Source organism: Rhodanobacter sp. C01 (genome assembly GCF_002001045.1).
Classification (GTDB): domain Bacteria; phylum Pseudomonadota; class Gammaproteobacteria; order Xanthomonadales; family Rhodanobacteraceae; genus Rhodanobacter.
Genome location: NZ_MUNR01000012.1, coordinates 74,764 through 101,750, shown reverse-complemented (window position 1 = coordinate 101,750; position 26,987 = coordinate 74,764). Strand labels below are relative to the sequence as shown.

Genomic DNA, 26,987 nt, shown 5'->3' with positions numbered 1-26,987 from the left:
GAGGAAATCAACCGTGATACGTCAGGCAAGTGCCCACCGGTATCGTCACCATAGGGTCGCAATGTGCCATGGTGAATACAGTCGATATGTCAGCCGGCGCCTACAAGGCGTGTGCGGGAATCACGGCGCGCCATTCCTATAAGCCACCCTGCGCCGTATTCGTTCGAGTCCCCTCCTGGGCACCGACCATTGGAACCTGCAAGCAGCAAAACCGCTGCTTTATCCAGAAACAAAAAAACCGCCAGTTGGCGGTTTTTTTTGTTTCTTCATGATTCCAGTGAAATTCGCTGAAACCCTTATTGGTGCCAAGGGGGCACCGAATTTCGCATAGGATCGGCATCGCGGAAGCCATTCAAAAAAATATGCCCCCATAAGTGCCCCCAGCTCGAAGCCGTTACGCGCCTCCACCTCAGCGGAATCAACGCTTGCGCCGCGGCGCGAGCAGTTCCGACCGTCCCACGGGCACACGGGAAGGTTCCGCCGGTTCCGGATCCGAGAACCCCGCGGCCTTGATCGCCGCGTCCAGCCCGCGAGACCAGGCATCACGCTTCGGACTGTGCAGTGCGTTCATCCCTTCGTTCCAGGCGTGCACCATCTGCTTGGCGATGCCTCGCCAGTGCGGCTCATTCTTCGCGGCTTCGATGACCTCGCGGCCCACCTCCACCGCCGACTCGCACAGCTGCTCCACCATCTGCGCGTATTCACGCGGCGCGATGCCTAGGCGCGTGTTGAAGAAACGCTCCAGCGACTTGCCCGGCGCCCAAGTCTGACGCCCTTCAATGGACAGGCCCGGCGGGTTGGCGGCATAGCGCGGATAGGCTTGTGTGGTCACCACGTCATAGACCGGCGTATAGGCCACATCGGCCAAGGCGGTGTAGTACAGGGCCACGTTCTTGGCATGGCAGTCCGCATTGCGCACGACATAGTTGACCAGCAGATGCCATCCCAACCGCAGCAGCTGCGCCCGCGCCGTACCCGCGGGCAGATAGGCCCGGGTTGCATTGAGTACTCTTTCCGTCGTAGTGGCGTACTTCTCGTGCGGTGGCAGGCCCAGCAACCCGCACGCATCTTCCAGCCCGTAGAGCGGCAGTCCGTGCGCGTCGACATCGAAACGATCCACGACCAGCACCCGGCCGTCCTGGGACATCTGCGCCTTGACGACCGGCACGACACCCAGGCGCTCCAACACCCGCAGACTGTAGAACTCGTTGAAGCCCAGATACGGGGTGCTGTCGTCCGAGCCCTTGATGATGTGACGGCTGGTCCGCAACGTCCGCTTCCCCAGCGGCATGGCCTCGCCACCGTCCGACTCCGGTGCGATGAACTTGGGCACGGCACCGGAGATGGCTGCCCGCGCATACCGGCGCACGAGCTCGGCAAAGTGCCCGGCCGTGTTGTCCCCCGCCAGCAGTTCCTCGACGTGCAAGGGTTCCAAGTCCGTGCCGGGTGGCACGCCTTCCGGCGTCACCGTCACGCGCCCGATGCCCATGCCACCCACCACGGCCAGCAAGGACAAATCGGTGCCATCAAGCAAGGGACCAAAGGCCTCGCGGATGACCCCGAGCAGGTACCCTTCGGGCAGGTTCTGGCGAAAGAACGGATGCAGGTCGCGCGGCCAGCGCCAGGCCTGTTCGCGCACCGGCATGGTCAGGCTGACGAAATCCGTCGACGCCACACCCGGGTCGTACTGCAAGACGTACTCGTCGCGCTCGCGATAGAGCTGCGCCACCTTGCGCCCCAGCACTTGGACGTCGAGCCTCATGCACCGTCTCCCCGGCGCTGCTCAGCCAGGATGTCTTCGAGCGTTCTGGCATGCCCATGCTTGACCGCCTTCAGGTCGTAGCCGGCCGCGTCCAGCAGCCGCACCAGGGCGGACACACTCATGTCCCCCTTGGCCAGGGTTTCCATGCGCGCCACGGTGGTGCGCGCCACGCCGGCCCGGCTCGCCAGTTCTTCCTGGGAGAGCCCGGCTTCCCGGCGCGCCTGCTTCAGCAATTCAGCCACGTTCGCGAGCATCGTCATTTGTAGCCTCGAGGCATCATGGACGAGAGAACATGGATAAAATGTAGCCTGGGGGACACATAGTGTCAAGCCAGTTTGTAGCCTAGAAGCTACAGAAATCGCGTCAAGCAGCCATTATGTAGCCCATGGGATACAGAATACAGCAATCAGACGGAACCGAAAACCGAGGGAGGAATCAGTTCGATGAAATCCAGTTCATCGAACTCCTGCCCATCGGTGCCCCTGGCATCGGCTCCTCCCGCCCGTACGGCTGAAACCATGGCAGATGCCCGATGTCTCGATCACCACCACAGAGCCGGCTTCTCCGGCTCCGGGGCATCCAAAATGAGATCGGAGACGCGAATCATCGGATCCAGCCAGTCCGCCTTGGTCCTGGCCCAGTCGATCCAGTCCACCAGCTCATCGGTAAGCTCGTCTTCCAATGTCGCCGCGTGTTCGACGGCGTCCACGTAGGCACGAAGGCGCGCTGCCCGCTCCCACTTCGTCGCCTCGGTTTCCAAAGCTTCAAACAGCCCGCGCTCCCGTTTGCGCTGTTCCATGATCCGAGCGTAGTGCTCCTTCGCCAGACGCCGTTGCTCCGCCTCCCTCGCCTGCTTCTCCTCCCGCGCGTGGATTTCCGCGGCAAGAAGAATGAGGCCGGAAACCACCTCAGGGAATCGTCGTTCGAGCGGCGTACGTTCCGTATCGTTCCAGCTCCGGGACGGCCATCGCCCTGCCGTTATGGTGAGGATGCCGGTCGCGAGATAGTCGTGTCTCGGCGTCCCCGGATACTCGCGCCCGGGATAACGAGGCAGCTTCCAATAGCGCTCCTTCGCCTTCGTTTCCTCCGGGGTATCCACATGCTCCTTGCGCCTGACACGCTCAGTGACGCTCAGCTCCACCCGAGTGCCCTCGATGATCAGCACGGTCCACTTCTTCTCCGCGTCCACCTCCACCGTGGATCCGCGCTTGGCGAACTCGAAGATCAACGCATTGAACAAATCGAGCGCACGCTCCAGTGAACCGCGTGTCACCTCGACATGCAGGACTTCGGCCGGTGCGGAGATCAACCCCTTTTCAGACTTGATGTCACCCGTTGCCAGCCGCTTGCAAGCCGCCACCACCAGCGGGTGCCGGTCGGTGGGGCCAACGGAAACCTCAGTCACCTGCCGGATTTCCCGCACGCGACGTTTGGCTTCCTGACGTGCTGAACTGGGATCGACGCCTTGCACTAGCAGCTTGCGAGCTTCCTCACGTCCCTGCCTGGCGCTGGCCAGGGACACCACCGGGTACACGCCCAATGCAAATCGCTTCTCTTTGCCGGTCATCCGATACTTGAGCCGCCAGTATTTCGCACCGGTCGGCATCACTTCCAGGTACATGCCACCCCCGTCCGACAACTTGTATGGCTTGTCGCGCGGGGCAGCCTTGCGAATGGCGGTATCGGTCAGGGCCATGGGGGCATCTCCAAAGTAGAGGTTCAGGCCTTTGGTTCATGTGTCCCCAAATATGCCCCCCAATTTACGTTGGATTCAATCGGACCGCCTCGAATGAAACGGGACGATCGGGCATAAAAAAACCCGCTATATCGCGGGTTTTCCTATGTTCTTTGGACTGTATTGGACGTCCTAGAACAGTGTAATGGTGCCCAAGAGGGGACTCGAACCCCTACGACTTGCGTCGCTACCACCTCAAGGTAGTGCGTCTACCAGTTCCGCCACCTGGGCAGGTGTATTTGCTTAGTGCTTCTTGGCCGGCTCAGTCGCTGCCGGCACCTCGCCCTTGGCTGGGGCGGGGGTTGTTGCAGGTTGTGCAGCTGGTACGGCATTGCCGGTGGCGGCAGGAACAGCCGTTGGCACTTCCGAACCCGCCGGTGCAGCTGGCGCTGCCTGTGTCGTTGCCGGCTTGCTGGTCATCCCTGCCATTACGCCAAGGTCATCGGCCTTGCTGCTGTGCGGCGCACCGTTCACATGCAGGTAGATCCCCATGCCGAGGCTGAGCAGGAAGAACAGCGAAGCCAGCACGCTGGTGGCACGAGTCAGGAACGTGGCCGAGCCACGTGCACCGAATACCGTGGCCGACGCACCGCTGCCGAAACCGGAGCCCGCGTCGGCGCCCGCGCCGTTCTGCAGCAGAATCAGCACGATCATCGCCGCAGCGATCAGGATGTAAAACACGCTGAAAATGACGAACATGATTATTTATTGAGCCTGTAGCGCCTGATGCGCCGCGGCGCAGATTCCAAGGAAGTCGGATGCGACCAGAGAGGCCCCGCCGATCAATCCTCCGTCCACGTCCGCCTGCGCGAACAATTCCGCGGCATTGGCCGCTTTGACGCTACCGCCGTAAAGCAGTCGGGTCAGACGGGAAATTGTAACATCTTCTTTTTCCAGTTGGCTACGAATGAAGGCATGGACCTGCTGCGCCATCTCCGGCGTGGCGGTACGGCCGGTGCCGATGGCCCAGACCGGCTCATAGGCGATCACCGCCGTGTCGAAACCGGCAATGCCATTGAGAGCCAGCACGGCCTGCAGCTGGCGTGCGATGACTGCCTCGGTCTGACCGGCCTCGCGCTGGTCCAGCGTTTCGCCGACGCACAGGATAGGGGTGAGGCCGGCAGCACCGGCCGCAGCGAACTTGCGTGCCACCAGTTCGTCGCTTTCGGCGTGGTACTGACGCCGCTCGGAATGACCGACCAGCACCCATTGCGCCCCGACATCAGCCAGCATCGCCGCGGAAACCTCGCCGGTGTAGGCACCCTGGCCCGCATGTTCGCTGACGTCCTGCGCACCGATGCCCACGGAACCGGCATGTTCAGCAGCAATGGCACCGATATACGGGAACGGCGGAAACACCACCACATCGACACCGGCTGGCTTGCCCCCGGCGATGCCGCCAACCAGTGCCGTAGCCATCGAACGGCTGCCATGCATCTTCCAGTTACCCGCGACGAGTTTCTTGCGCATGCCCTGCTTCCGATGCAAACAATCCGCTAGCTTAGCGAGCGCCTCCGGACTCGGCAACGCGAGCCCCGCTGGCATGCCGCGCGGCGGCCCTGCATGATGGCGCAGGATGCCACCTCGCGAACTGGAACCCGCTCGATGTCGCAAGCTCACCCGTTCACCCTGATCACCGGCGCCTCGGCCGGCATCGGTGCCGCCTTTGCACGTGATCTGGCGGCACGCGGACACGATCTCGTGCTCACCGCACGACGCGTCGAGCGACTCGACGCCATCGCCAACGAAATCCGCCGTCAGCATGGGCGACAGGTGACCGTCATGCCGGCTGATCTGGCCGATCCGGCAGCGCCGCGTGCGCTTTGCGAAGCGCTTGCAAGCCAGGGACTCGCTGTCGACTGGCTGATCAACAATGCCGGTTACGGCGTACCCGGTACCTTCGTGGCGAACGATTGGCCAATCCATGCCGAGTTCCTGCAGGTGCTGCTGACCGCCCCCACCGAACTGGTCTGGCACCTGCTGCCCGGCATGCGCGAGCGCGGCTATGGCCGCATCATCAACGTGGCCTCGCTGGCCGGCCACGTGCCGGGTACCGCCGCACATACGCTGTACGCGGCAAGCAAGGCCTACCTGATCAAGTTTTCGCAATCGCTGGCGCTGGAAAACCAGGCGCAAGGCGTGCATGTTTGTGCGCTGTGTCCGGGCTTCACCCGTTCCGAGTTCCACGACGTCACCGGCACCCGCGCCATGATGAACAAGCTGCCCGACTTCATGTGGCAGCGCGCGGAAGAAGTGGTGCGGCAAGGCATCGACGCCATCGAGCGCGGCGAAGCGGTCCACGTCACGGGTCGCGTCAATCGTGCGATCAAGACGATGTTCAAGCTGATGCCGGATCGCCTGGCCATGAAAATGTCGGCCAGGCAATCCAGGCGATACCGGGCACAGGATCCGGTCTGAACGCAAGTATCCGATCGCAGGCAAGAGCAACCGCTGACATCTCGGTACGGCTGACTCGTTCCACCTCTGCCGACTCTACAGGGCAGCCAGGGGCTGCTTGCAATAGTCCAATAGTCGGGAATCTTCAGGACCGCGCAGGTCGAAGGGATTGGTGCGCCACATGCCAGAGACACTCCTCCATCGAGGTCTCCGATGACCTTGGGCATGCGCCGGCGGTGCGTGATTGCCGCGCCCGCCGGCATCACCCATCAGATCAACTTGATCTCGCGCAACCGCTGCATCAAATACTCATGCGAGTTGATCGACGTGTCGTAGCGACGCGGGTTGTCCGGCGTGATGCAGGAATCAAGCGGATCCAGCACCACGTCGGGATTCGGATGCAGGAAGAACGGCACCGAATAGCGCGGCTTGCGAGCATTCTCGTTCAGCGGATTGACCACCCGGTGCGAGGTAGACGGATACACGTGGTTGCTCAGCCGCTGCAGCATGTCGCCGATGTTCACCACGATCGCATCGCCCTCGGTGGTGATCGGCAGCCATTCGCCGTCGCTCAGCACCTCCAGCCCCTCGGCGCTGGCGCCAACCAGCAAGGTGATGAAGTTGATGTCCTCGTGCGCGCCGGCACGCACGTTGGGAATGTTGTCCTGGGTGATCGGTGGATAGTGGATCGGACGCAGGATCGAATTGCCGACGTCGGTCTTGTCCTCGAAGAAGTTTTCCGGCTGGTCGATATGCAGCGCCAGCGCACGCAATACACGGGTGCCGAGCTGATCCAGCGCCTCGAACAGGCCGTAGCCGTACTGCTTGAAATCCGGCACTTCGACAGGCCAGAGGTTCGGCGGCATTACGTCGGCGAACTTCGAGTCACGAGGGATCTCGCGACCGATGTGCCAGAACTCCTTCAGATCCGCGTACTGGCTGTCCTTGGCGGTTTCCACCTTGAACGGCGTGTAGCCACGCGCACCGCCAGTACCGGCGACGTGATACTTCATCTTCGTTTCGGTCGGCAGCGCGAAGAAGCGCTGGAAGACATCGTAGGACCCGTCGATCAGCTCACGCGGAATGCCGTGACCGCTGATGCAGCAGAAGCCGAATTCACGGTAGGCCGCGCCCAGCTCGGCGACAAAAGCGTCGCGATCGTTGTCGTAACGGCGAATATCGAGGGTAGGAACATTCTTCATGGCTGTAGTCCACTAGGTTGGGCGTGCGGTCGATTCATCCGCCACCGCAGGGGCGGTGCACGTCGGGCCTATCCATGGCGACCCAGTACAACTACAGGTTCACGAGCGTTCGGCTACGGATTTTACAATCCCCGCCAGCTTTTCTGCCAACTGCCGTACTTCCGCAGCATCGGCAGCCTCGATGGTGACTCGCACCAATGGTTCGGTGCCGGAGGCACGCAGTACCACCCGGCCTCGGCCATGCAGGGTCCGCTCAACCTCGGTTAGCGCCTGCTGCACTTCGTCGCTGGCCAGCGCCTCGCGTGCGCCTGCCGCACGCACATTGAGCATCACTTGCGGCAATTTCTTGAGACCCTGACGAGCAGCGGCCAGGTCCTGGCCGGACAGCCCCAACGCCTCCAGCACAGCCAGCGCAGCGACGATGCCGTCGCCGGTGGTGGCACGATCCAGGCACAGGATGTGGCCGGACGTCTCGCCGCCAAGCACGCCGTCGTGGTCCTTCAGTTGCTGCAATACGTAACGGTCACCCACGTTGGCACGGATCAACGGCACATCGAATTCCGCCAGCGCCAGCTGCAGGCCGTAATTGCTCATCAAGGTACCGACGACGGGCCCCTTGAGCAGACCACGTGAGTGCCAGCTACGTGCCAGCACGTAGAGCATGTCGTCACCATCAGCCAGGACGCCATGTCGATCGACCAGCGCCAGCCGATCGCCATCTCCGTCGAACGCCATGCCCAGATCGGCGCCATGTGCCAGCACCGCCTGCTGCAATGCCTGCGGATGGGTGGACCCGACTCCGTGATTGATGTTGAAACCGTCCGGCTTGTCGCCGATAGCGATGACCTCGGCGCCGAGTTCGGCAAATACCTTCGGCGCCACCTGATAGGTGGCGCCATGGGCACAGTCCAGCACCAGCTTCAACCCGCGCAGGCTGAAATCCTCTGCCACGGTTGCCTTGCAGTACTCGGCATAACGCGCCACGGCATCATCAATGCGGGCAGCCTTGCCAAGCCGTTCGGACGGCACCGTGACAAAGTCGGCATCCACTTCCTGCTCGATCGCCAGTTCCACTGCGTCGGACAGCTTCTCGCCATTGGCGGAGAAGAACTTGATGCCGTTGTCGTGATGCGGATTGTGCGAGGCGCTGATGACGATGCCTGCGCTGGCCCGTAGCGAACGGGTCAGGAAGGCGACGGCTGGCGTCGGCATCGGGCCGAGCAGCCTCACATCGGCACCGGCGGCGACCAGGCCCGCTTCGAGTGCCGCTTCGAACATGTAGCCGGAGACGCGGGTGTCCTTGCCGATCAGTACCTTCGGCCTATCCTTGCTGTCACGCGCCAGCACGCTGCCCACGGCGCGGCCCAGACGCAGCATGAAATCCGCACTGATCGGCCATTGCCCGACCATGCCGCGGATACCGTCCGTGCCGAAATACTTGCGCTGATTCATCGTGTGCTGCCTTCGCTGAGGGTTTCCCTGTCCCGGCTGCGAAGCATAATGCTGCATTGCCGTCCCCGGTAAATCGCTCCGCAAGTATTCAGTCGTCGTCCGGCCAGCGCGGTGCAGCGGTTTTTTCATCGCGGCGCGGCACCCTATCGACGGCATGGACAGCGTTCCACACAGCCAGTGCGTCCACCGTGGCCGCCACGTCGTGCACACGCACCATGCGTGCGCCGCGCTGAACGGCAATCAGCGCCGCCGCCGCCGAACCGGCTGCACGCGCGGCCGGTTCGGTGCGGCCGGTCAGTGCACCAATCATCGACTTGCGCGACAGCCCTGCGTACACGCCACTGCCCAGGTTGCTGAATCGCTCCAGCGCAGACAACAACGTCAGATTGTGTTCCAGCGTCTTGCCGAAGCCAAAGCCGACGTCGACCATCACCTTGCGGCGGTCGATTCCGGCCAGCTCACACGCGAACAGCCGGTCGGTCAGGAAGCGGTGTACCTCGCCCACCACGTCGTCGTAATGCGGATCCACCTGCATGCTGCGTGGCTCGCCCTGCATGTGCATCAGGCATACCGGCACGCCCAGTTCGGCGGCGGTGTCCATCGCTCCTTCGCGGCGCAAGGCTTGCACGTCGTTGATCATGCCGGCACCGGCCGCCACCGCGGCCCGCATCACCTCGGGCTTGGAGGTATCGATCGCGATCGGCAGCGTGGTGCGCGCGATCAACTGCTCGATCACCGGCAATACGCGCCGCAGCTCTTCCTCGACCGATACATCGGCCGCGCCCGGACGGGTCGACTCGCCACCGACATCCAGCATGTCGGCGCCCTCTTCCGCCATGCGAAGACCATGCGTCACGGCGGCTTCCACGCTGTCGTGTGCACCACCGTCGGAAAACGAGTCCGGGGTGAGATTGAGGATGCCGACCACCCGCGGGCGATCAAGCCGCAATGGACGCCCGGCACAGTCCAGCACCGGCGCAAACAGATCAATCGACATGTTCAACTCCTCATTGACCCGGCATCACGCAGCGACACCACGGCAGCCTCAGACCTCGGCCGAACCACCCAGTTCGCCCATGTAACCGCGGTAATGACGCAGCTCGGCAATCGAATCGCGGATATCCGACAGGGCCGTGTGCGCCGACTCCTTGCCGAAACTCTTGGCGATGTTCGGCGCCCAGCGCCGGGCCAGTTCCTTGATCGTGGAGACATCCAGGTTGCGGTAGTGGAAGTAGCGCTCCAGCCGCGGCATCTGCCGATGCATGAAGCGCCGGTCCTGACAGATCGAATTGCCGCACATCGGCGACTTGCCTGGCGGCACCCACGCACGCAGAAAATCGACCGTGGCCTGTTCGGCCATCGCGTGATCGGTTTCAGAAATCAGCACCTGTCGCCACAAACCCGACTTGTGGTGCTGGTTGCTGTTCCAGCTGTCCATCGATTCCAGCCTGTCGATCTCGTGGCGGATCGCGAATACCGGACCCTCGGCCAGCACGTTCAGATGCTTGTCGGTGACCACCGTGGCGATCTCAAGGATCGAGTCGTTGTCGGTGTCGAGGCCTGTCATCTCCAGATCGATCCAGATCAGGTTCTCTTCGTTGGCTTGGCTCATGAGCTCTCCTTGTGGACGCGAGTTTATCAGCGTTGCCCCCTGCACTTTTGCGCATGCGATGATTCGACCCATGCAGACCTTCTTCTGGCACGACTACGAGACCTCCGGCGCCGACCCGCGCCGTGACCGGCCGCTGCAGTTCGCCGGCATCCGCACCACGACGGAGCTGGAAATCATCGGCGAGCCGGTGATGTTCTACGGCAAACCGCCGCGCGAGATGCCGCCACATCCCGATGCCTGCATGATCACCGGCATCACTCCGCAGCTGGCCGAGCGCGAAGGCGTCATCGAGGCCGAATTCGCCGCCCGCGTGCACGAACAACTGGCCCAGCCCGGCACCTGCGGCGTCGGTTACAACTCGTTGCGCTTCGACGACGAGTTCACCCGGCAGATGCTGTACCGCAACTTCCATGAGCCCTATGGCCGCGAATGGGAGAACGGCAATTCGCGCTGGGACCTGATCGACCTGGTGCGCATGTGCCAGGCCCTGCGGCCGGAAGGCATCGCCTGGCCGATGCGCGAGGACGGTACACCAAGCTTCAAACTGGAGCAGCTGGCCAGCGCCAACCAGCTCCGGCAGGAACGCGCGCATGACGCCCTGTCCGATGTGTACGCATTGATCGACCTGGCACGGCTGCTGCGGGTGCGCCAGCCGCGGCTGTGGGACTGGTATTACGGCCTGCGCCGCAAGCAGAAGGTATTCGAGCTGCTCGACGTGGTGAACATGACGCCGGTGGTGCATGTATCGTCACGTTATCCAGCCAGCAGGCAGTGCCTGGCGGTGATCGCACCGCTGGCACCCCACCCCAGCCGTGCCGGCGAGGTCATCGTGTACGACCTGGCCATCGACCCGGCTGCATGGCTGGCGCTGGACGAGGACGAGATCGCCGATCGCATCTTCACCGCACGTGCCGATCTGCCCGAAGGCGTCGAACGCATCCCGCTGCGTACGGTGCGTGCGAATCACGCGCCGGCGCTGGCACCGTTGTCGGTACTGCAAGGTGTCGACTTGAGCCGCCTGCAAGTCGATCTGGAACGCTGTGTGGCCCATCGCGACACCCTGCGCGCAGTGGAAGGGCTCGCGGAAAAGCTGCGCCGTGTGTTCCAGCATGCGGCTGAACTACCGCCGCCGGAGGATCCCGAGCTGGCGCTGTACGGCGGCGGCTTCCTGCCGGATGCCGACAAGAAGCTGTTGGCCCAGGTGCGCGCTACCCCGCCAGCGGAACTGGGTCGGCGCGCCTTCCCCTTTCGCGATCCGCGTTACCCGGAATTGCTGTTCCGCTACCGTGCGCGCAATTGGCCGCAGACGCTGGACAGCAACGAGAGTGCGCGTTGGGAAGGTTTTCGCCAGACCCGGCTGAGCCGGCACACGGCGCTGACCGGCCTCACCCTCGATGACTATTTCGCGCGCCTCACTGAATTGCGCAACGACCCGCAGGCACAGGGCAAACTGGCCCTGCTCGATCAGCTGCAGGCCTGGGGCGAACAACTCGCTGCCAGCATCGACACCGTTTGATCCAACCCACCAGACCAGCGACCCGCCATGCCACAAACCTACTTCACTCCCGCGACCTTCCGCTTCCTGCGCGCCCTCGACAAGAACAACAGTCGCGAATGGTTTACCGAACACAAGGACGACTACGAGCGTCACGTGCGTGAACCGTTCCTGCAGTTGATCACCGACCTGCAGGTGCCACTGGCGAAGATCAGTCCGCATTACCGCGCCGACCCGCGCAAGAACGGCGGCTCGCTGTTCCGCATCTATCGCGACACGCGGTTCTCCAACAACAAGCTGCCGTACAAGCCGTGGCAGGGCTCGCGTTTCTTCCATGAGCGTCGGCACGAAATCCCTGCACCGTCGTTCTATGTGCACATCCAGCCGGGCGACTGCTTTGCCGGCGGCGGCATGTGGCATCCGGAACCCGATGCGTTGAAGCACATCCGCGACTTCATCGTCGACAATCCGGCTGCCTGGAAACGTGCCACGCAGGGCAAGCCATTCCGCGAACACCTCACGTTCTGGGGCGAATCGCTGAGTCGGCCGCCGCGTGGCTACGATGCCGCGCACGAACTGATCGAGGATCTGAAACGCAAGGACTTCGCAGTCGGGGAAGGTTTCGACGAGGCGCTTGCCTGCTCCACCGAGTTGCTGCCGTGGCTCGTGACGACATTCAAGCGCGTCGCACCGATGATCGACTACCTGTGTGCAGCCCAGGAACTGGAGTTCTAGTCCACGACATGCGCCGTGTCATGGCCGGCGCGCCGCATCGTCATCGACCAGACTGCCACGGCGCCCCCGACCAGTGCCGTAAACGCCACGTAATGCGCCGGCGCCAGCACGCCAAAGTGCGTCACCAGCAAACCGATCAGTGGCGGCGTGAGTCCGCCGAACAACGCATAGGCCGTGTTGTACGAGAACGACAACCCGGAGAAGCGCACCGCCGGCGGAAACGCCACCACCATCAGCGCCGGTACCACGCCGACCACGCCAACGCTGAAACCGGCCAGTGCGTACAGCGCGATGAAGTGCGCACCGCCAGCTTGCAGGTCGAGATACAACGCATAGCTGCAGACCAGCAGGCCGACCGCCCCGAGCAGCAGCGCACGCGAATAACCGATGCGATCGGCCAGCCAGCCGTAGCACAGGCAGCCCAGCGCCAGCGCGAACGACGCAACGTTGTTGCCAAGGAACGCGCGCGCCGGTTCGATGTGGAACACCGACTGCACCAGCGACGGCGTCATCAGGATCATCACCACGATCGCCGCGGTGAGCATCCAGGTCACCAGCATCGACAGCAACACGCTCGGCAGATGGTGCTCGAACACCTGCCGCAACGGCAACCCGCTGGCCAGTTCCTTGCGTGCGTGCATCGCCTCGAACACCGGTGTCTCGCTGAGCCATTGCCGCAGCCACACCGCGAAGAAGCCGAATACACCGCCAACCAGGAACGGCAAACGCCAGCCCCAGTCGAGCACTTCGGCCGGTGTCATCCGATGGTTGATCGCCGCTGCCACCAGCGAACCGATCAGGATGCCGACGGTAAGTCCCGAGGTAAGACTGGCACAGGCAAAACCGATCCGTTGCACGGGCACGTGCTCGGCCACGAACACCCACGCGCCCGGCACCTCGCCGCCCACCGCGATGCCCTGCACCACCCGCAACAGCAAGAGCAGCAACGGTGCCAGCATGCCGATCTGCGCATACACCGGCAGCAGGCCGATGCCCAGCGTGGGCACCGCCATCAGGAACACGCTGAGCGTGAACATCCGCTTGCGACCCAGCTTGTCGCCGTAATGCGCCATCACGATGCCGCCGAGCGGCCGCGCCAGATAGCCCGAAGCAAAGATGCCATACACCTGCAACTGGCCCAGCCATGCCGGGGTGTCCTTGGGGAAGAACAGATGGCCCAGCGGGATCGCAAAGAACACGAACACCACGAAATCGTAGAACTCCAGTGCGCCGCCCAGGGCGGAAAGGGCCAGCGTGCGCAGATCACGACGGTCGAGCGCACGCGCAGGCGCGTTCGCCAGGGGCAAAATGGCAGCATCGGTCATCAGCGGCTCCATCAGGCGTCGGGGCATGGGTCCGCGCAACATAACGCATCGCCAGCCGACATGGGGGCATCGATACGAGGCTCGTACTGGGCAAAGCCATCGCTTATGCTGCGCCCGTCCGGCAGGGATTCCGGGTGAAGTCGGGATGCGGTAACGCATGTCCAACCGCATGCGCTGCCGCGACCTGTAGCAGTTCCGGGGAAAACGTCTTCGCATGTTGTGACGAGTAGCGCTCGTGGCGTGCACGCGCGCCTGCATTCAACCGACAAGGAGTTTCCTGATGAGCATGAGCAAACGTTTGGCTGCCGAATTCTTCGGCACGTTCTGGCTGGTGATCGGCGGCTGTGGCAGTGCGGTACTGGCGGCAGGCTTTCCCGAACTGGGCATCGGTTTCGCGGGCGTCGCGCTCGCCTTCGGCCTCACCGTGCTGACCATGGTGTACGCGGTAGGGCATATCTCCGGCGGCCATTTCAATCCTGCAGTCACGGTGGGGCTCTGTGCCGGTGGCCGTTTTCCGGCGAAGGACGTGATTCCGTACATCGTGGCGCAGGTGATCGCCGCGATTGCGGCAGCGGCGGTGCTGTATGTGATCGCCAGCGGCAAGACCGGTTTCGACGCCAGCGCCAGCGGCTTCGCCTCGAATGGCTACGGTGCACATTCGCCGGGTGGCTATTCGATGTGCGCGGCATTGGTCTGCGAACTGGTGATGACCGCGTTCTTCCTGATCGTGATTCATGGCGCCACCGACAAGCGTGCGCCTGCCGGCTTCGCTGGTATCGCGATCGGCCTCACCCTGACCCTGATTCACCTGATCAGCATCCCGGTCACCAATACCTCGGTGAACCCGGCACGCTCGACCGGTGTGGCGCTGTTCCAAGGCGGTTGGGCGGTCGAACAGCTGTGGTTCTTCTGGCTGGTACCGCTGATCGGCGGCATCGTCGGTGGTTTGATCTACCGCTTCTTGCTGGAAAGCCGTGACGCCTGATGTCACCCACCCCGCCCGGCAACGGGCGGGGCTCCGGGCCGATCAACCTGCCTCGTAAAGCTCAATCGGCAAACCATCGGGATCGGCGAAAAAGGTGAAGCGTTTGCCGGTAAATTCATCGACCCTTACCGGCTCGCAATTCACTCCGCGCTCGCCCAGCACGCTGACCACCACATCCACATCCAGCACCGAAAAAGCCAGGTGGCGCAGACCCTGCGCCTCCGGTCGTGACGGCCGCGGGGGCGGATCGGGAAAAGAGAACAGCTCCAGCTGCACACCAGGACTGATCAGCAGATCGCATTTCCAGGAATCGCGGGCCTCGCGGTAGACCTCATGCACGATCGGCAATCCCAGCGTCTCGCTATAGAACGCGCGCGAACGCGGATAGTCCGAACAGATCAATGCGACATGGTGGATGGCACCCAGCAGCGGCTTGCTCATGCCCGACTCACGCCTGGTCGAAGGGAAACGTCAGCACGCCGGCGATCGCGTCGGTGCCGGCCAGGCACATCAGCAGGCGTTCCACGCCAAGCGCCACGCCGGCGCAATCGGGCATCGCATCGAGTACGCCGAGCAGACGCTCGTCGATCGGAGTCTCACGCAGGCCACGGCTGCGGCGTACCGCATTGTCGCGCTCGAAACGTGCGCGCTGCTCCGCTGCGTCATTCAATTCGTGGTAGCCGTTGGCCAGTTCGTAGGGTCCCAGATACAGCTCGAAGCGCTCGGCCAGTGGCGGTTCGCCGTGGCGGATCCTGGCCAGTGCGCACTGCGTGGCCGGGTAATCGTGGATCAGCGTGATACGGTCACGCGGGAATGACGGCTGCAGCTTGTGGGTGATCAGCAAGTCGAGCCAGTCATCTCGTCCCAGGCCATCCGGGTTGATGCTGTACTCGTCCAGCGCCGCGCGCAGCTCGTCAATCGGCGCATGCAGCGGGTCGATGCCAAGCTCATCCAGGAACAGTTGCCGGTAACTCTCGATCAGCACTTCGGCGCGCCGCCCGACCATCGCCAGCGCGGCCTCGACCAGCTCGATGGCCTCACCCATCAGGCGGCGGTGATCCCAGCCGACCCGATACCACTCCAGCATGCTGAACTCGGGATTGTGCCGACCACCCGCCTCGCCATTGCGAAACACGCGGCCGAGCTCGTAGCAGTCGCCGACCCCTGCCGCGAGCAGACGCTTCAACGGAAACTCCGGCGACGTGCGCAGCCAGCGTTCGCGTACGCCGGCATCGACATGCCCGCTGAAGTGCGTATGGAAACTCTCGATGTTCGGATCGGTATTGCCGGCCGCGGAGAGGATCGGGGTTTCGACTTCCAGCACATGACGATCGGTGAAGAACGCGCGGATCAACGCATAGAGCCTTGCGCGCAGTTGCAACGAAGCGATCGATGGCGTCTCCCGTCTCATGTCGTGCTCTCGTGCATGGCCAGCAGGGCCAGCAGCTGCGCCTCGTCCCATACCGCCACGCCCAGCTCCTGTGCCTTGTCGAGCTTGGAACCGGCCGCTTCGCCCGCGATCACGAAACTGGTCTTCTTCGAGACCGAGCCGGATACTTTCGCCCCCAGCGCTTCAAGCCGCTGCTTCGCCTCGTCGCGGTTGAGCGTGGGCAGCGTGCCGGTGAGCACGAAAGTCTGCCCCTCGAGTGGAGCCCGCTCCACCGTCACCGTGGCCGGAATGGCCGCAAGCAGGTGCTGGATCGCGGCCTCGCTTTCGCGCAACGCAGCAAGCGCAGCCGGATCGGCCAGGAACCCTTGCAGGCTTGCCGCGGCTGCCTGCGGCAGGCCCGCGGTAATCCAGTGGGCAGTACCGCCACCCAGTAACCGGTCGAGTGTCGGGAAATGCTCGACAAGCAACCGGGTACTCTTCGGACCGAGCTTGCTGATTCGTGCCTGATCCAGCAACACACCCAGATTCAGCCGTTCGCGCAGCTGCGGCGATGGCGCAGCTTCATCGCTGAACACGATGCCGGCGGCGAGCAGCGCATCGACCACCTGCTGGTTGCCCTCCTGTGCGAAGAAACCGGCGATCGAGGATGCCACTTCGTCACCGACGTCCGGCAATACGCGCAGTACCGCTGCCGGCATGCTGCGCACGAATTCCAGCCGGCCCAGCCACAGCGCCAGCGTTTTCGCCGTGCTTTCGCCGATGTGCATGATGCCCAGCCCGAACAGGAAACGCGCCAGCGTCGTGTGTCGGCTGGCATCGATGCCAGCAACCAGGTTCTCGGCCCACTTGGTCGCGACCTTGCCAGCCTTGACGGTTTCCGGCGTGGTGCCATCGCGTTCGTCGATGCGCCGTTTCATGTCGACGAAATCGTCCACACTTAGTCTGTACAGGTCCGCCGGTGTATGCACGATATCGAGTTCCACCAGCGCTTCGGCGAAGCGTTCGCCCAGGCCTTCGATATCCATCGCGCGACGCGACGCGAAATGGATCAGCGCCTCCTTGCGCTGTGCGGCGCAGATCAGTCCGCCGGAACAGCGCCAAGCGGCTGCGCCCTCTTCGCGAATCAGCGCGGAGTTGCACACAGGGCAGTGCGTCGGCATCGTCCACGGCACCGTGCCGGCCGGCCGTTGATCCTCGATCACGCGCACCACTTCCGGAATCACGTCGCCGGCGCGACGCACGATCACCGTGTCACCTACCCGCACGTCCAGCCGCGCAATCTGATCGGCGTTGTGCAGGGTGGCATAGGTCACCGTCACGCCGGCCACCTGCACCGGCTCCATCCGCGCACGCGGCGTGGCGGCACCAGTGCGGCCGATCTGTACTTCGATATCCAGCAGACGCGTGGCCTGTTCCTGCGCCGGAAACTTGTGCGCGATGGCCCAGCGCGGCGCGCGCGAGACGAAGCCCATTTCGCGCTGTCCGGCATAGTCGTCCAGCTTGTAGACCACGCCATCGATGTCGTACGGCAGGCTGTCACGCTTCGCGCCGATGCGCCGGAAATATGCGATCAGCCCATCGAAGCCGCGCGCCGTGTCCACTTCCGGCGATACCGGAAAACCCCACTCGCGTAGTTGCTGCAACGTGGCGGAATGCGTCGATGGCAGCGTGCCATCCTCGACCGCGCCGATCGCGTAGGCGAAGAAACTCAATCGGCGTTTCGCAGTGATCGCCGGATCGAGCTGACGCAGCGAACCCGCCGCACCGTTGCGTGGATTCGCCAGGGGTTTTTCATCGTGCGCACGCGCGTAGGCATTGAACGTCTCGAAATCCCTGCGCAGCATGATCACCTCACCACGCACTTCCAGCACCGCCGGCCAGCCTTCGCCACGCAGCTTCAACGGAATCGCCCGCACCGTGCGCAGGTTCGCCGTGACATCCTCGCCGGTTTCGCCGTCGCCGCGGGTGGCACCCTGCACGAATACACCCTGCTCATAACGCAGGCTGATCGCCAGGCCATCCAGCTTCGGCTCCACCGAAAAAACCGGTTCGCGCCGATCCAGCGTCTGCTCGATGCGCCGCTCGAACTCGACCACTTCGCGGAAGCGTTCGCGCTCCGTCTCACCGTCCTGCTCGAACGCATTGCCCAGCGACAGCATCGGCAACTGATGGCGCACCTCGGCAAAGCCACCATGCGCCCGCGCACCGACCTTGCGCGTCGGTGAATCGTCCGAGGCGAGCGTCGGGTATTCGGCTTCCAGCGCTTCCAGCTCACGCATTCGGCGATCGTAGTCGGCGTCAGTGATCTGCGGCTCGTCGAGCACGTGGTAGCAGTAGTTGGCCTGCTCGATCTGCGCCCGCAGCGCGGCGGCGCGGTCGACGATCTCGACAGGAGCTGGGCGTTCGGTCATGCAGGTCTCCTTGCTACCGCGCAGTTTAGCGACAACCCCGATTTCCAGTCGCCGGAACAAGCAAAATCAAAGATTTCGAGGTCAACCCCTGCAATACCATGTACACAGTGTTCAAACGCATCGGAGGACGACATGATCATGCGTACTCCGCAATATCTGGCTGCTGTCCTCGCCGCCGGCACTGTCCTGGCTGGCTTCATGCATCACCATCAAGTCCTGAGTCCCGGCAATAGCATGGTTCAACGGTGGTAATGTCCCGCCGCTTCCGGCTGATAGCTGATCTCCAGCACGCGCAGGCGCCGCTGACGGCCATCGGGGGTCGGCCAGTCGATCTGCTGATCGCGCGACAACCCGAGCAAGGCGCTGCCTACCGGCGCCAGGATTGATACGGTGCCAGGCGCTCCGGCGGCGGCTGGATAAACCAGGGTCAGGGTGAGTTTCTCGCCATTGCCTTCGTCCTCGAAGCTGACCGTGGAGTTCATCGTCACGATGTCCTTCGGCATCGCAGTGGGCTCGACCACCTCGGCACGATCAAGCTCCGCGCGCAGCGCATCGAAATGCGTGGCCTCGGCAGCTGGCAGGCGCTCCAGCAACGCCTCGATGCGTTCGAGATCGATGCGGGACACGGTGATCGGTGGCTTGGTGCTCATGATGATTCCTCCTGCGCACGGCTCCTGCCGCACAAAAACACGCGCCGAGACGAAACCGCCTCGGCGCGCATGGTCGTTATAGCGCCGTCATGGCCCATTGGGCGTGACGACAGATGAAACAGGACTAACTCTGCAGACGCCACTCACGAAAAGCAAGCTGTCATAACAAGTATCATCTGCGGCAATGTCTCTCCAGACCGCCGCAGATCCCCACGCTGCCGCCTCCGCTGCCTCCTTGCCAGCGACGGTTCCAGCAGCACTGTCCGAGGTTTCCACCCGCGAACGCTTCCGCGGCCTGCTGTGGCTGGTTGCCGCCGCGTTCTTCATGCAATCGCTGGATTCCACCGTGGTCAACACCGCGGTACCGGCAATGGCCGAGGCACTGCACGTCACGCCACTGGGCATGCGCACCGCGCTGACCAGTTACGTGCTGACGCTGGCGATCCTGATTCCCGCAAGTCCGTGGCTGTGCGACCGCTTCGGCACGCGTCGCGTATTCGGTGCCGCGATCATGGTGTTCGGTGCAGGCTCGCTGCTGTGTGGCCTTGCGCAAACCTTGCCGCAACTGGTTGCGGCGCGCGTGCTGCAGGGCGTCGGTGGCGCCTCGCTGATGCCGGTGGGTCGCTACGTACTGGTGCGCAGCATCGCCAAACGCGAGTTCGTCCGCGCGATGAGCACGGTGGCCACCTTCGGACTGCTCGGCTCGGTGCTGGGTCCCCTGCTTGGCGGCGCGCTGGTCGAGTTCACCTCGTGGCGACTGATCTTCCTGATCAATGTACCGGTGGCGATCGCCGGCGTGTGGATGAACCGGCGCGACATGCCCGATTACCGTCTGGAACATGCAAACCGCTTCGACCTGTTCGGCTTCCTGCTGTTTGCCGCGGCCTCGGCATTGCTGCTCACCGCATCGGAACTGGCCGGCAGCAAGCCCGTACCGTGGGAGCACATCGGGCTGTGCAGTGCGATCGCGCTGCTGCTCGGCACAGTGTATGTGTGGCACAGCCGGCGTACGGCGCATCCCGTGGCGGACCTCACCTTGCTGCGTGTACGCAGTGTATGGGTGGCGCTGGCCGGAGGGCTGTTCACGCGTCTCGGCATCTCCGGCATGTTCCTGCTGCTGGTGCTGTTCCTGCAGGTGGGCTGCGGCTGGTCGCCGCTGATGGCCGGCCTGATGATGGTGCCGCAGGCGATGGGTTCAATCGCCGCCAAGTGGGCGGTCAACCGCGCCCTGGTCCACTTCGGCTATCGCCGGCTGCTGCTCGGCAACACACTGATCGTGGCCGTCCTGCTGGCCAGCTTTGCCCTGCTCGGCCCGACCTCACCAGTCTGGGTGATTGCCGCGCTGACCTTCTGCTATGGCAGCTTCACCGGCCTGCAGTACACCACGATGAATACGCTCATCTACAACGACCTGGACATCAAGCACGCCTCGATGGCCTCGTCGATGGCCTCGACCGCGCAGTACCTGGCGATGAGTTTCGGCATTGCGTTGTCCACCCTGCTGATGGAAGGGATGCTGCAGGGTCACGCCCATGAAGACTACGTGGTCGCCTTCCGCTGGACGGTGGTCCTGCTCGGCGTGATCACAGCCGTCGCCAGCCGGGTGTTCGGGCGTTTGCGTCGAGACCGTCCGCTGGCTTCGGTTGCCGCGGCCAAATAAGGCTTTGCTGCACAGCTATCAGTAACATGCCACTGTGGACTGCATGTAGCATGAGTCCTTGCCGACAGCCTGAGTGCGCCGCATGCATCACGCCAGCGACATCCTGTTCACCCTGTTCATCGTGTTCGTCGCCGCACAGATCGGCGGCGAGATCGCGCAACGACTGAAGCTGCCTGGTGTGGTCGGCGAGATCGCCGCCGGTTGCGTGATCGGCCCGTCCTTGCTCGACTGGATCACCCCCGAGCAGACTGCCACCGGGACGCCGCTGGATGTGCTGGCCGAGATCGGCGTGGTACTGCTGCTGTTCTCGGTAGGTCTGGAAACCCGGCTGGAAGACCTGAAAAAAGTCGGCAAAGTAGCGTTCCTGGTCGGCGTGCTCGGTGTGCTGGTGCCGTTCGGCATGGGTAGTGTGTGGGCGCATGGCAGCGGCTTCAGCTGGGACAAGTCGCTGTTCGTGGCAGCAGCCTTCGTGGCCACCTCGGCCGGCATCACCGCACGCGTGCTGCAGGAACTGAATGCACTGCAGCGCACCGAGAGCAAGGTGATCCTCGGCGCCGCGGTGATCGACGACATCCTCGCCATGCTGCTGCTCGGCGTGGTGGTGTCGATGCAGGGTGGTGGTGGCTTCAATCTCTCGCACCTGCTACTGGTGCTGGTCGGCGCGATCGGATTCATCGCCGTGGTCGGCCTGGGCGGTGCGCGGGTGATGCGCTGGAACTCCAGCTGGCTGGAAAAACCGCTGGCGCCACACTCGCCACTGATGATCGTGCTGGCGCTATGCCTAGGGCTGGCTTATCTATCCACCCAGTTCGGGCTGGCCGCGATCATCGGCGCCTTCCTGGCTGGCATGATCGCCTCGGAAACCCGCCAGCAACACACGCTGGAACAGCAGACCATGCCGCTGCTGGCACTGCTCACGCCGTTCTTTTTCGTGATCACCGGCAGCAAGATCGATCTGCACGAACTGGCCAATGCCGACGCCCTGCTGATGCTCGCCGTGGTCACCGTCATCGCCATCATTTCCAAACTCGCCGGTGGTTGGCTCGGCGCGCTGTCGCTGGGCAAACGCAGCGCCACCATCATCGGTTTCGGCATGGTGCCGCGCGGTGAGGTCGGCGTGGTGATCGCCAGCCTGGGCCTCGCTGCCGGCGTATTCAACAACCGCATCTACGCGATCATCGTGGCGATGTCGCTACTCACCGCGATGGTGACGCCGCCGGTGCTGGCGTGGCTGCTGAAACGTAGCGGCAGTGACGAAACCATCGATCGACCACGCGCGACCTGACCGGTTGCACCAGTACGTCCGCGGTTCGCGTGGCACTCCGATATTCACGTCTTCACCGCATCGATGCGCCGATGCTGCAACCTTGGAGAAGTTAATCGTCCCGTGCGCCAACTTCGGCTCGGCACCTTGCGCATAGGGGAAACCGCCATGGTTAGTCGCAGAAACACCGAAGATGGCGGTCTGGAAACACCGCCATGGGCGAACCTGGGTGCAGGCCTGATCACCGGGGCGGCTGACGACGACCCCAGCGGCATCGCCACCTACTCGCAGGTGGGTGCAGCGTTCGGCTATGGCATGTTGTGGTGCATCCTGCTGACCATGCCGCTGATGATCGCGATCCAGGCGATCAGTGCCGGCATCGGGCGGGTCACCGGCCGTGGCCTGATGGAAGGTATCCGCACGCATTACCCCAGGACGCTGGTGTACGGGCTGGTCGCCTCCATCATCGTGGCGAACGTGATCAATCTGGCGGCGGACATCGGCGCCATGGGCGCCGCGCTGAAACTGCTGATCGGTGGGCCGGCGCTGGTCTACGCGGCGGTCTTTGCCTTGCTGTCGCTGGTGCTGCAGATCTTCATCCCGTTCACGCGGTATTCGCCGATCCTCAAGCTGCTCACGCTGAGTCTGTTCGCCTACGTGGCGACCGTGCTGGTGATCCATGTGCCATGGCCGGCAGTACTCAAGAGCATCGTGGTGCCGCCGATCACCTGGAATGCCAAATACGCCGTCGGCCTGGTCGCCCTGCTCGGTACTACCATCAGCCCCTACCTGTTCTGCTGGCAGGCGTCGCAGGAAGTGGAAGAGATCGGTTCGAACAAGCGGCGAAGGTCGCTGCGCAAGGCACCCAGGCAGGCGCCGAGTGCCCTGCGCCGCATCGGCATCGACACCACGATCGGCATGATCTTCTCCAACCTGATCGCCTTCTTCATCATCCTCACCGCTGCTGTGGTGCTGCATGCCCACGGCAAGACCGACATCCAATCCTCGTCCGAGGCCGCCGAAGCGCTGCGGCCGCTGGCCGGCAAGCTGGCCTTTGCCCTCTTCGCCGCCGGCATCATCGGCACCGGCCTGCTGGCCGTGCCGGTACTGGCCGGCGCCACCGCCTATGCCGCATCCGGCGCATTCGGCCAGCGCAGCGGGCTGGAGAACAAGCCGCACGAGGCCAAGTTCTTCTATGGCGTGCTGATCGTTGCCAGCCTCGCCGGCATCGTGCTGAACCTGACCCCGCTCGACCCGATCAAGGCCTTGTACTGGAGCGCGGTGATCAACGGCGTGGCCGCAGTACCGCTGATGATCGTGATGATGCTGATGGGCTCCAGCCGCAAAGTCATGGGCAAGTTCACCATGCCATGGCCGATGAAACTGTTCGGCTGGCTCGCCACCGCGGCGATGGCGGCAGCGGCAGTGGTGATGTTCGTTACCTGGGGGAAATGAGCGGCCGCCCTATCGCCGGCGATGAAGTGAGAGCCCGACTGTCGCTGACTGGGCATATGCTGTGCCATGCTGGGTCGGATGACGACTTAGGGGGTTGGCTGTGGATGCGAATAAAACGGTACTCATCGTCGATGACGATGTGCTGGTGCTGGAATCCATCGACCTGCATCTGTCCGCAGCCGATGGATTTCAGACCATCTGCGCCCAGGGATCAGCCGGCGCCACGAGCCACATGCTGAATGCGCAGGGCATCGATGTCATCGTCGCCGATGTCGTGCTGGCCGGCAGCATGAGCGGCATCGACATCTGCCAGAAGGCCATCGTGCAATATCCCAAAATCGCCGTAGTCGTGATTACCGCCGACCCGGAAGTTCATTGCGCCGAGATTCCCGAGAGGGGCGTCTTTCTGCGCAAACCGTTCGGTGGGGAGCAGCTGCTGGACGCGATCGAGGAAGCCTTGAAGAAGGTAGTGAGGTGATTGCCTATACCAAGTACAGGGACGACGTTTGACCCTGCTGGACTGCTGTTGGCAAATATCTGGCAAGAGCCTCTGAGCCGCGAATGCTATGGCACCGCCGTGGTCAAGCCATACTTGGTGGCATGTGCCTCGATTTCCGGATCAAGTGCTCGCGCAACGACCAGGTCGGCCTTGCCTGCATCCGTCTGACCACTGCGGATTTTGGCCACGCCAAGACCATAGTGTGACCAAGCGTAATGCGGATTTTTCGCAAGCGCCTGATCGTAGGCCTTGATCGATTCGGGATAATGTCCCAACCGCAACTGCACCAGGCCGAGACTGTCGAGATACTCGGACTGTTCGCCATCGCGCTTGATCGCCTTGCGGCAATCCTTCAAGGCATCGTCGAGCATCTGATTGCTCAAGCCACGCGCCCAGCAGCGCTCGTTGAGCTCCAATCCAAGCATCGCGTCGTCGGGATGCAGGCGAATCCAGTCGTCGAGGATGGGCAGTGCCGCAACGGGTTGATCGAGCCGGACAAACAGGTTGGCAATCGTGCTTGCCTGCGTCGATCCGGCAGGCGCCAAGGCGCCTGCCGCCGTCACGTCGGTCGTCGCGCCCGCGCGGTCCTTGTGCGCCAAGCGAAGTTCGGCACGCAGCAGCAACGCGTCGAGATTCTTCGGATCCAGAGCCACCGATTTGTCCAGATCGGCCAGCGCTGCATCGGGTTGTTTGTCTGCCAGGCGAGCCCGCGCACGGGCGGCATAGTAAGCCGTCTTATCGGGCGCCATGCGGATCGCTTCGTCCAGATCGGCCACGGCCGCCTTCAGTTCGCCGCGGGACAGGTGCGCTTCGCCACGCAGGGCGTAATCGGCCGCGGTCTTGGGCGCCTCGTCGTTGCCGTCTGCAGCAGTACCGGCATCCGGTTTGTCGCTGCCGCTCGGCGCCTGGGCCAGGGAAAACACGCGTCCGCCGTTGTAGGTGAAATAGACCTTCTTCTGGCTGTTGGCGATGAACATGTGATGGGCGAGGAGAAAATCCACGCCGAGCAGCATATCGGTTTCGCCGCCACCAATATCTCCGTCGATGACCTGCATCTGGCTGTGCTGGATGGTTTCCGTTCCGACCGAGAACGAATCAATGGATACGGTCCATGACCTGACCGTCCTGGCGCCAATACCGAAGCTGTTGATAGCCCCGGTCTCTGGGACATTCAGGTCGATGCCCACCCGCTCGGCGGCGCGACGGGTGAGCAAGGTGGCCTCCGCGCCCGAATCGAGCACTGCCCGCACCTTCTTGCCATTTATCATCACGTCGAGAAAAGTGCTCCGATCGCTCGCATTCACCGCCGGCACGATATCGGCGACGTTGTAACCGTCCTTGGACCAATACGCCAGCGCCGCCTTGCCACAATGTTCCTCACTGAACAGAGTCAACTTGCCATGGGCCAGATCGATTTCCAGATCGGCCAGATCGAGCAGGTCGGCGCCGAGCAGTCCGTGGCCTGTATCCGTACCACCGACGATGAAGCCGATATGTTTGAGCGTCGCTCCCAGAATGCCGAATTCCTCGACCTGGGCGAACTCGACAGCCGCCGTGCCTCCAATACCGCTGATGCGATAACCAAACGGCGCCGGTCTCAGCTTGAGCCCCAGCGACAATGCGTTGGCACGCGACATGGTGTTGTAGAAGGCCCCGGTATCGATGATGAAGCGCGTGTCGTTCCCGTTGATCTTCACCATGGTCGTGGCCTGGCCGCTGACCATTTCCACCGGCAACGTGCCGTAATCCTTCAACTTGCAGCCCGCAGCCCACGCGTGGCTTGTGAGCAAGGCGCTGATGGCCACGCAGCCCAAACGCAACATCCTTATCATCATCGCCCCCTTGCATGCCAAGGCCGCACAATGCAGGCCCAGTCGTCGAGCGCCGGTTTGTGTGGGCGCTTGAAGCATCATGACGAAAACTCCAAAGCCGCTCAAGGAGTAGCTTGGTAGTAAAGGATGGATAGGCAAAGAATGGCGTCAGGTAAGTGGTTCTGACCCGGACATTCCGCAAGAAGCCGACTTCGCAGCTACCGGCGCGATCACCCGAGTGAAGTCAACGGATTGAGGAATGGTGCCAAGGCACAATCCCTGCGAAATAATCAGGAACTTTCCTCTGACACTTTTCGTCACGGACACGCCTCTCAATCAACAACGAACAGCTTTGCGCCAAGCTCGGTGCACGAGCGGTGGGGTTCGGCGTTATCCGCAACTTGATAGCTCATGCCTGGTCCGAGAACGAATTTTCGACCGTCCTCGAGCTCGGTATGAAGTTCGCCTTGAATGCAAAAAAGGATGTGGCCTTTGATGCACCAATGGTCCGCGACATAGCCCGGCGTGTATTCGATCATGCGCACGCGGATGGCTCCGAAGTCTTGCGTGCGCCAATAGGCCGACCCGCGCTCTCCTTTGTGCTCCGTTCGCTCGATCTTCGACCAGTCGGTGGTACCGAATGGAATGCCTGACATTTTCACCGGTCGCTCCTCTTTAAAGTTGTTCGTGGCCCGTTTTCTGGAGCACCGGGTCAGGCAGCGCGGTAATGCGCGTGCACCTGCACGCCTTTGCCCAAAGCATCGACAACTACCGTGTCCACGACGGCAGCGCCGTTCTCGCGCGAGTAGTAGACGGTATATCCGTTGACGCCTGAGAGAACATCCAGAATCGTGAATCGCACGTTGGCTCCGAACGTTTCAAGCCCCTGGCGGAAATGCTCCCGCAAGGCATGCTTGCCACGGAGCACTCCCGTCGGCTCTCCGTAGCGCGTGACGACACTGGGCGAGAAGAACACCACATCCTCCGCATAGTGGGAGAGGATGCGTTCAAGATCGCGGGTATTCCAGGCTGCAACCCAGTCTTCGGCAATCCGGCGGGCATCGGGAATGCTCAAGATCACGTCGGCCATCATGTACTCCTTCCTGTCGACCAACACTTTCACGAAACCAGCCTGCGCAGTGGATTC

Annotated in this window: 25 protein-coding genes and 1 tRNA gene; 8 read left to right on the top strand and 18 right to left on the bottom strand. The window is 63.0% G+C overall.

Annotated features, from left to right (window positions below; translation table 11 throughout):
- Nucleotides 1-418: 418 nt before the first annotated feature.
- The 6 genes from B0E50_RS12060 to tpiA all read right to left on the bottom strand — a co-directional run bounded on the left by B0E50_RS12060 (nucleotide 419) and on the right by tpiA (nucleotide 4,967).
- The gene (locus B0E50_RS12060) at nucleotides 419-1,762 is read right to left on the bottom strand and encodes a type II toxin-antitoxin system HipA family toxin (RefSeq protein ID WP_077441459.1); all 1,344 of its coding nucleotides are present in this window, start codon (nucleotides 1,760-1,762) and stop codon (nucleotides 419-421) included.
- Complete coding sequence (locus B0E50_RS12055) at nucleotides 1,759-2,022, bottom strand: helix-turn-helix transcriptional regulator (RefSeq protein ID WP_077441458.1); 264 nt, start codon at nucleotides 2,020-2,022, stop codon at nucleotides 1,759-1,761. The genes B0E50_RS12060 and B0E50_RS12055 overlap by 4 nt, the downstream gene beginning before the upstream one ends.
- Nucleotides 2,023-2,303: 281 nt before the next feature.
- Nucleotides 2,304-3,458 (bottom strand): Arm DNA-binding domain-containing protein, encoded by a 1,155-nt coding sequence (locus tag B0E50_RS12050; protein ID WP_077441457.1) that lies wholly within the window; start codon nucleotides 3,456-3,458, stop codon nucleotides 2,304-2,306.
- Nucleotides 3,459-3,643: 185 nt separating this feature from the next.
- Nucleotides 3,644-3,728 (bottom strand) — tRNA-Leu (locus B0E50_RS12045).
- A 12-nt stretch (nucleotides 3,729-3,740) separates the two neighbouring features.
- Entirely contained in the window at nucleotides 3,741-4,199 is a 459-nt protein-coding gene (gene secG / locus B0E50_RS12040) for a preprotein translocase subunit SecG (protein ID WP_254427292.1), read from the bottom strand.
- Between the two features lie 3 nt (nucleotides 4,200-4,202).
- Nucleotides 4,203-4,967, bottom strand: coding sequence for a triose-phosphate isomerase (tpiA, locus tag B0E50_RS12035; protein WP_077441455.1), 765 nt, complete (start codon nucleotides 4,965-4,967; stop codon nucleotides 4,203-4,205).
- A 135-nt stretch (nucleotides 4,968-5,102) separates the two neighbouring features.
- Here tpiA and B0E50_RS12030 point away from each other — a divergent pair, with 135 nt between their 5' ends.
- Nucleotides 5,103-5,915: an SDR family oxidoreductase gene (locus tag B0E50_RS12030; protein ID WP_077441972.1), complete on the top strand. Its 813-nt coding sequence runs from the start codon at nucleotides 5,103-5,105 to the stop codon at nucleotides 5,913-5,915.
- A 248-nt stretch (nucleotides 5,916-6,163) separates the two neighbouring features.
- On the opposite strand, the gene B0E50_RS12025 is transcribed toward B0E50_RS12030, so the two are convergent.
- The 4 genes from B0E50_RS12025 to orn form a co-directional block, all read right to left on the bottom strand.
- Nucleotides 6,164-7,096, bottom strand: coding sequence for a 2-oxoglutarate and iron-dependent oxygenase domain-containing protein (locus tag B0E50_RS12025; RefSeq protein ID WP_077441454.1), 933 nt, complete (start codon nucleotides 7,094-7,096; stop codon nucleotides 6,164-6,166).
- Between the two features lie 99 nt (nucleotides 7,097-7,195).
- Nucleotides 7,196-8,548 (bottom strand): phosphoglucosamine mutase, encoded by a 1,353-nt coding sequence (gene glmM / locus B0E50_RS12020; protein WP_077441453.1) that lies wholly within the window; start codon nucleotides 8,546-8,548, stop codon nucleotides 7,196-7,198.
- Between the two features lie 88 nt (nucleotides 8,549-8,636).
- The gene (gene folP / locus B0E50_RS12015; protein WP_174575048.1) at nucleotides 8,637-9,533 is read right to left on the bottom strand and encodes a dihydropteroate synthase; all 897 of its coding nucleotides are present in this window, start codon (nucleotides 9,531-9,533) and stop codon (nucleotides 8,637-8,639) included.
- A 60-nt stretch (nucleotides 9,534-9,593) separates the two neighbouring features.
- Nucleotides 9,594-10,160 carry an oligoribonuclease gene (gene orn, locus B0E50_RS12010; protein WP_077441451.1) on the bottom strand — a complete coding sequence of 189 codons (567 nt, stop codon included), beginning with the start codon at nucleotides 10,158-10,160 and terminating at the stop codon, nucleotides 9,594-9,596.
- Nucleotides 10,161-10,230: 70 nt separating this feature from the next.
- Here orn and sbcB point away from each other — a divergent pair, with 70 nt between their 5' ends.
- Both sbcB and B0E50_RS12000 read left to right on the top strand, forming a co-directional pair.
- Complete coding sequence (sbcB, locus tag B0E50_RS12005) at nucleotides 10,231-11,676, top strand: exodeoxyribonuclease I (RefSeq protein WP_077441450.1); 1,446 nt, start codon at nucleotides 10,231-10,233, stop codon at nucleotides 11,674-11,676.
- Between the two features lie 27 nt (nucleotides 11,677-11,703).
- Entirely contained in the window at nucleotides 11,704-12,390 is a 687-nt protein-coding gene (locus B0E50_RS12000; protein ID WP_077441449.1) for a DUF2461 domain-containing protein, read from the top strand.
- On the opposite strand, the gene B0E50_RS11995 is transcribed toward B0E50_RS12000, so the two are convergent.
- Nucleotides 12,387-13,715 (bottom strand): MFS transporter, encoded by a 1,329-nt coding sequence (locus B0E50_RS11995; protein WP_077441971.1) that lies wholly within the window; start codon nucleotides 13,713-13,715, stop codon nucleotides 12,387-12,389. The genes B0E50_RS12000 and B0E50_RS11995 overlap by 4 nt on opposite strands.
- Before the next feature lie 280 nt (nucleotides 13,716-13,995).
- Between B0E50_RS11995 and aqpZ the strand changes: the two genes are divergently transcribed.
- On the top strand, nucleotides 13,996-14,700 hold the full coding sequence (gene aqpZ / locus B0E50_RS11990; RefSeq protein WP_217343286.1) for an aquaporin Z: 705 nt from the start codon (nucleotides 13,996-13,998) through the stop codon (nucleotides 14,698-14,700).
- Between the two features lie 42 nt (nucleotides 14,701-14,742).
- On the opposite strand, the gene B0E50_RS11985 is transcribed toward aqpZ, so the two are convergent.
- From B0E50_RS11985 to rnk, 4 genes are all read right to left on the bottom strand, one after another.
- The gene (locus tag B0E50_RS11985) at nucleotides 14,743-15,141 is read right to left on the bottom strand and encodes a VOC family protein (RefSeq protein ID WP_077441448.1); all 399 of its coding nucleotides are present in this window, start codon (nucleotides 15,139-15,141) and stop codon (nucleotides 14,743-14,745) included.
- 7 nt (nucleotides 15,142-15,148) lie between these two features.
- On the bottom strand, nucleotides 15,149-16,111 hold the full coding sequence (gene epmA, locus B0E50_RS11980; protein WP_077441447.1) for an EF-P lysine aminoacylase EpmA: 963 nt from the start codon (nucleotides 16,109-16,111) through the stop codon (nucleotides 15,149-15,151).
- The gene (gene ligA / locus B0E50_RS11975; RefSeq protein ID WP_077441446.1) at nucleotides 16,108-18,501 is read right to left on the bottom strand and encodes an NAD-dependent DNA ligase LigA; all 2,394 of its coding nucleotides are present in this window, start codon (nucleotides 18,499-18,501) and stop codon (nucleotides 16,108-16,110) included. Before ligA ends, epmA begins: the two co-directional genes overlap by 4 nt.
- A 239-nt stretch (nucleotides 18,502-18,740) precedes the next feature.
- Nucleotides 18,741-19,151 (bottom strand): nucleoside diphosphate kinase regulator, encoded by a 411-nt coding sequence (gene rnk / locus B0E50_RS11970; RefSeq protein WP_077441445.1) that lies wholly within the window; start codon nucleotides 19,149-19,151, stop codon nucleotides 18,741-18,743.
- Nucleotides 19,152-19,386: 235 nt separating this feature from the next.
- Here rnk and B0E50_RS11965 point away from each other — a divergent pair, with 235 nt between their 5' ends.
- The 4 genes from B0E50_RS11965 (at nucleotide 19,387) to B0E50_RS11950 (ending at nucleotide 24,008) form a co-directional block, all read left to right on the top strand.
- The gene (locus B0E50_RS11965; RefSeq protein WP_254427269.1) at nucleotides 19,387-20,811 is read left to right on the top strand and encodes an MFS transporter; all 1,425 of its coding nucleotides are present in this window, start codon (nucleotides 19,387-19,389) and stop codon (nucleotides 20,809-20,811) included.
- An 82-nt stretch (nucleotides 20,812-20,893) separates the two neighbouring features.
- Entirely contained in the window at nucleotides 20,894-22,096 is a 1,203-nt protein-coding gene (locus tag B0E50_RS11960; protein WP_077441443.1) for a cation:proton antiporter, read from the top strand.
- 147 nt (nucleotides 22,097-22,243) lie between these two features.
- Nucleotides 22,244-23,530 carry a divalent metal cation transporter gene (locus tag B0E50_RS11955; protein WP_077441442.1) on the top strand — a complete coding sequence of 429 codons (1,287 nt, stop codon included), beginning with the start codon at nucleotides 22,244-22,246 and terminating at the stop codon, nucleotides 23,528-23,530.
- Between the two features lie 100 nt (nucleotides 23,531-23,630).
- On the top strand, nucleotides 23,631-24,008 hold the full coding sequence (locus B0E50_RS11950) for a response regulator (RefSeq protein WP_256364089.1): 378 nt from the start codon (nucleotides 23,631-23,633) through the stop codon (nucleotides 24,006-24,008).
- Between the two features lie 86 nt (nucleotides 24,009-24,094).
- Here B0E50_RS11950 and B0E50_RS11945 read toward each other — a convergent pair whose 3' ends face one another.
- The 3 genes from B0E50_RS11945 to B0E50_RS11935 form a co-directional block, all read right to left on the bottom strand.
- Complete coding sequence (locus tag B0E50_RS11945; protein WP_077441440.1) at nucleotides 24,095-25,852, bottom strand: aspartyl protease family protein; 1,758 nt, start codon at nucleotides 25,850-25,852, stop codon at nucleotides 24,095-24,097.
- A gap of 320 nt (nucleotides 25,853-26,172) precedes the next feature.
- On the bottom strand, nucleotides 26,173-26,496 hold the full coding sequence (locus B0E50_RS11940) for a DHCW motif cupin fold protein (RefSeq protein ID WP_254427291.1): 324 nt from the start codon (nucleotides 26,494-26,496) through the stop codon (nucleotides 26,173-26,175).
- Between the two features lie 56 nt (nucleotides 26,497-26,552).
- A complete protein-coding gene (locus B0E50_RS11935) occupies nucleotides 26,553-26,963 on the bottom strand; it encodes a nuclear transport factor 2 family protein (RefSeq protein WP_077441438.1) in 411 nt (136 codons plus the stop codon).
- Nucleotides 26,964-26,987: the final 24 nt, after the last annotated feature.

What these genes read in the sequence shown, in the direction of transcription:
- B0E50_RS12060 (WP_077441459.1), bottom strand. Translation starts at nt 1,762, where the DNA reads ATGAGGCTCGACGTCCAAGTGCTGGGGCGCAAGGTGGCGCAGCTCTAT.
- B0E50_RS12055 (WP_077441458.1), bottom strand. Translation starts at nt 2,022, where the DNA reads ATGACGATGCTCGCGAACGTGGCTGAATTGCTGAAGCAGGCGCGCCGG.
- B0E50_RS12050 (WP_077441457.1), bottom strand. Translation starts at nt 3,458, where the DNA reads ATGGCCCTGACCGATACCGCCATTCGCAAGGCTGCCCCGCGCGACAAG.
- tpiA (WP_077441455.1), bottom strand. Translation starts at nt 4,967, where the DNA reads ATGCGCAAGAAACTCGTCGCGGGTAACTGGAAGATGCATGGCAGCCGT.
- B0E50_RS12030 (WP_077441972.1), top strand. Translation starts at nt 5,103, where the DNA reads ATGTCGCAAGCTCACCCGTTCACCCTGATCACCGGCGCCTCGGCCGGC.
- B0E50_RS12025 (WP_077441454.1), bottom strand. Translation starts at nt 7,096, where the DNA reads ATGAAGAATGTTCCTACCCTCGATATTCGCCGTTACGACAACGATCGC.
- glmM (WP_077441453.1), bottom strand. Translation starts at nt 8,548, where the DNA reads ATGAATCAGCGCAAGTATTTCGGCACGGACGGTATCCGCGGCATGGTC.
- orn (WP_077441451.1), bottom strand. Translation starts at nt 10,160, where the DNA reads ATGAGCCAAGCCAACGAAGAGAACCTGATCTGGATCGATCTGGAGATG.
- sbcB (WP_077441450.1), top strand. Translation starts at nt 10,231, where the DNA reads ATGCAGACCTTCTTCTGGCACGACTACGAGACCTCCGGCGCCGACCCG.
- B0E50_RS12000 (WP_077441449.1), top strand. Translation starts at nt 11,704, where the DNA reads ATGCCACAAACCTACTTCACTCCCGCGACCTTCCGCTTCCTGCGCGCC.
- B0E50_RS11995 (WP_077441971.1), bottom strand. Translation starts at nt 13,715, where the DNA reads ATGACCGATGCTGCCATTTTGCCCCTGGCGAACGCGCCTGCGCGTGCG.
- aqpZ (WP_217343286.1), top strand. Translation starts at nt 13,996, where the DNA reads ATGAGCATGAGCAAACGTTTGGCTGCCGAATTCTTCGGCACGTTCTGG.
- B0E50_RS11985 (WP_077441448.1), bottom strand. Translation starts at nt 15,141, where the DNA reads ATGAGCAAGCCGCTGCTGGGTGCCATCCACCATGTCGCATTGATCTGT.
- epmA (WP_077441447.1), bottom strand. Translation starts at nt 16,111, where the DNA reads ATGAGACGGGAGACGCCATCGATCGCTTCGTTGCAACTGCGCGCAAGG.
- ligA (WP_077441446.1), bottom strand. Translation starts at nt 18,501, where the DNA reads ATGACCGAACGCCCAGCTCCTGTCGAGATCGTCGACCGCGCCGCCGCG.
- rnk (WP_077441445.1), bottom strand. Translation starts at nt 19,151, where the DNA reads ATGAGCACCAAGCCACCGATCACCGTGTCCCGCATCGATCTCGAACGC.
- B0E50_RS11960 (WP_077441443.1), top strand. Translation starts at nt 20,894, where the DNA reads ATGCATCACGCCAGCGACATCCTGTTCACCCTGTTCATCGTGTTCGTC.
- B0E50_RS11955 (WP_077441442.1), top strand. Translation starts at nt 22,244, where the DNA reads ATGGTTAGTCGCAGAAACACCGAAGATGGCGGTCTGGAAACACCGCCA.
- B0E50_RS11945 (WP_077441440.1), bottom strand. Translation starts at nt 25,852, where the DNA reads ATGTTGCGTTTGGGCTGCGTGGCCATCAGCGCCTTGCTCACAAGCCAC.
- B0E50_RS11940 (WP_254427291.1), bottom strand. Translation starts at nt 26,496, where the DNA reads ATGTCAGGCATTCCATTCGGTACCACCGACTGGTCGAAGATCGAGCGA.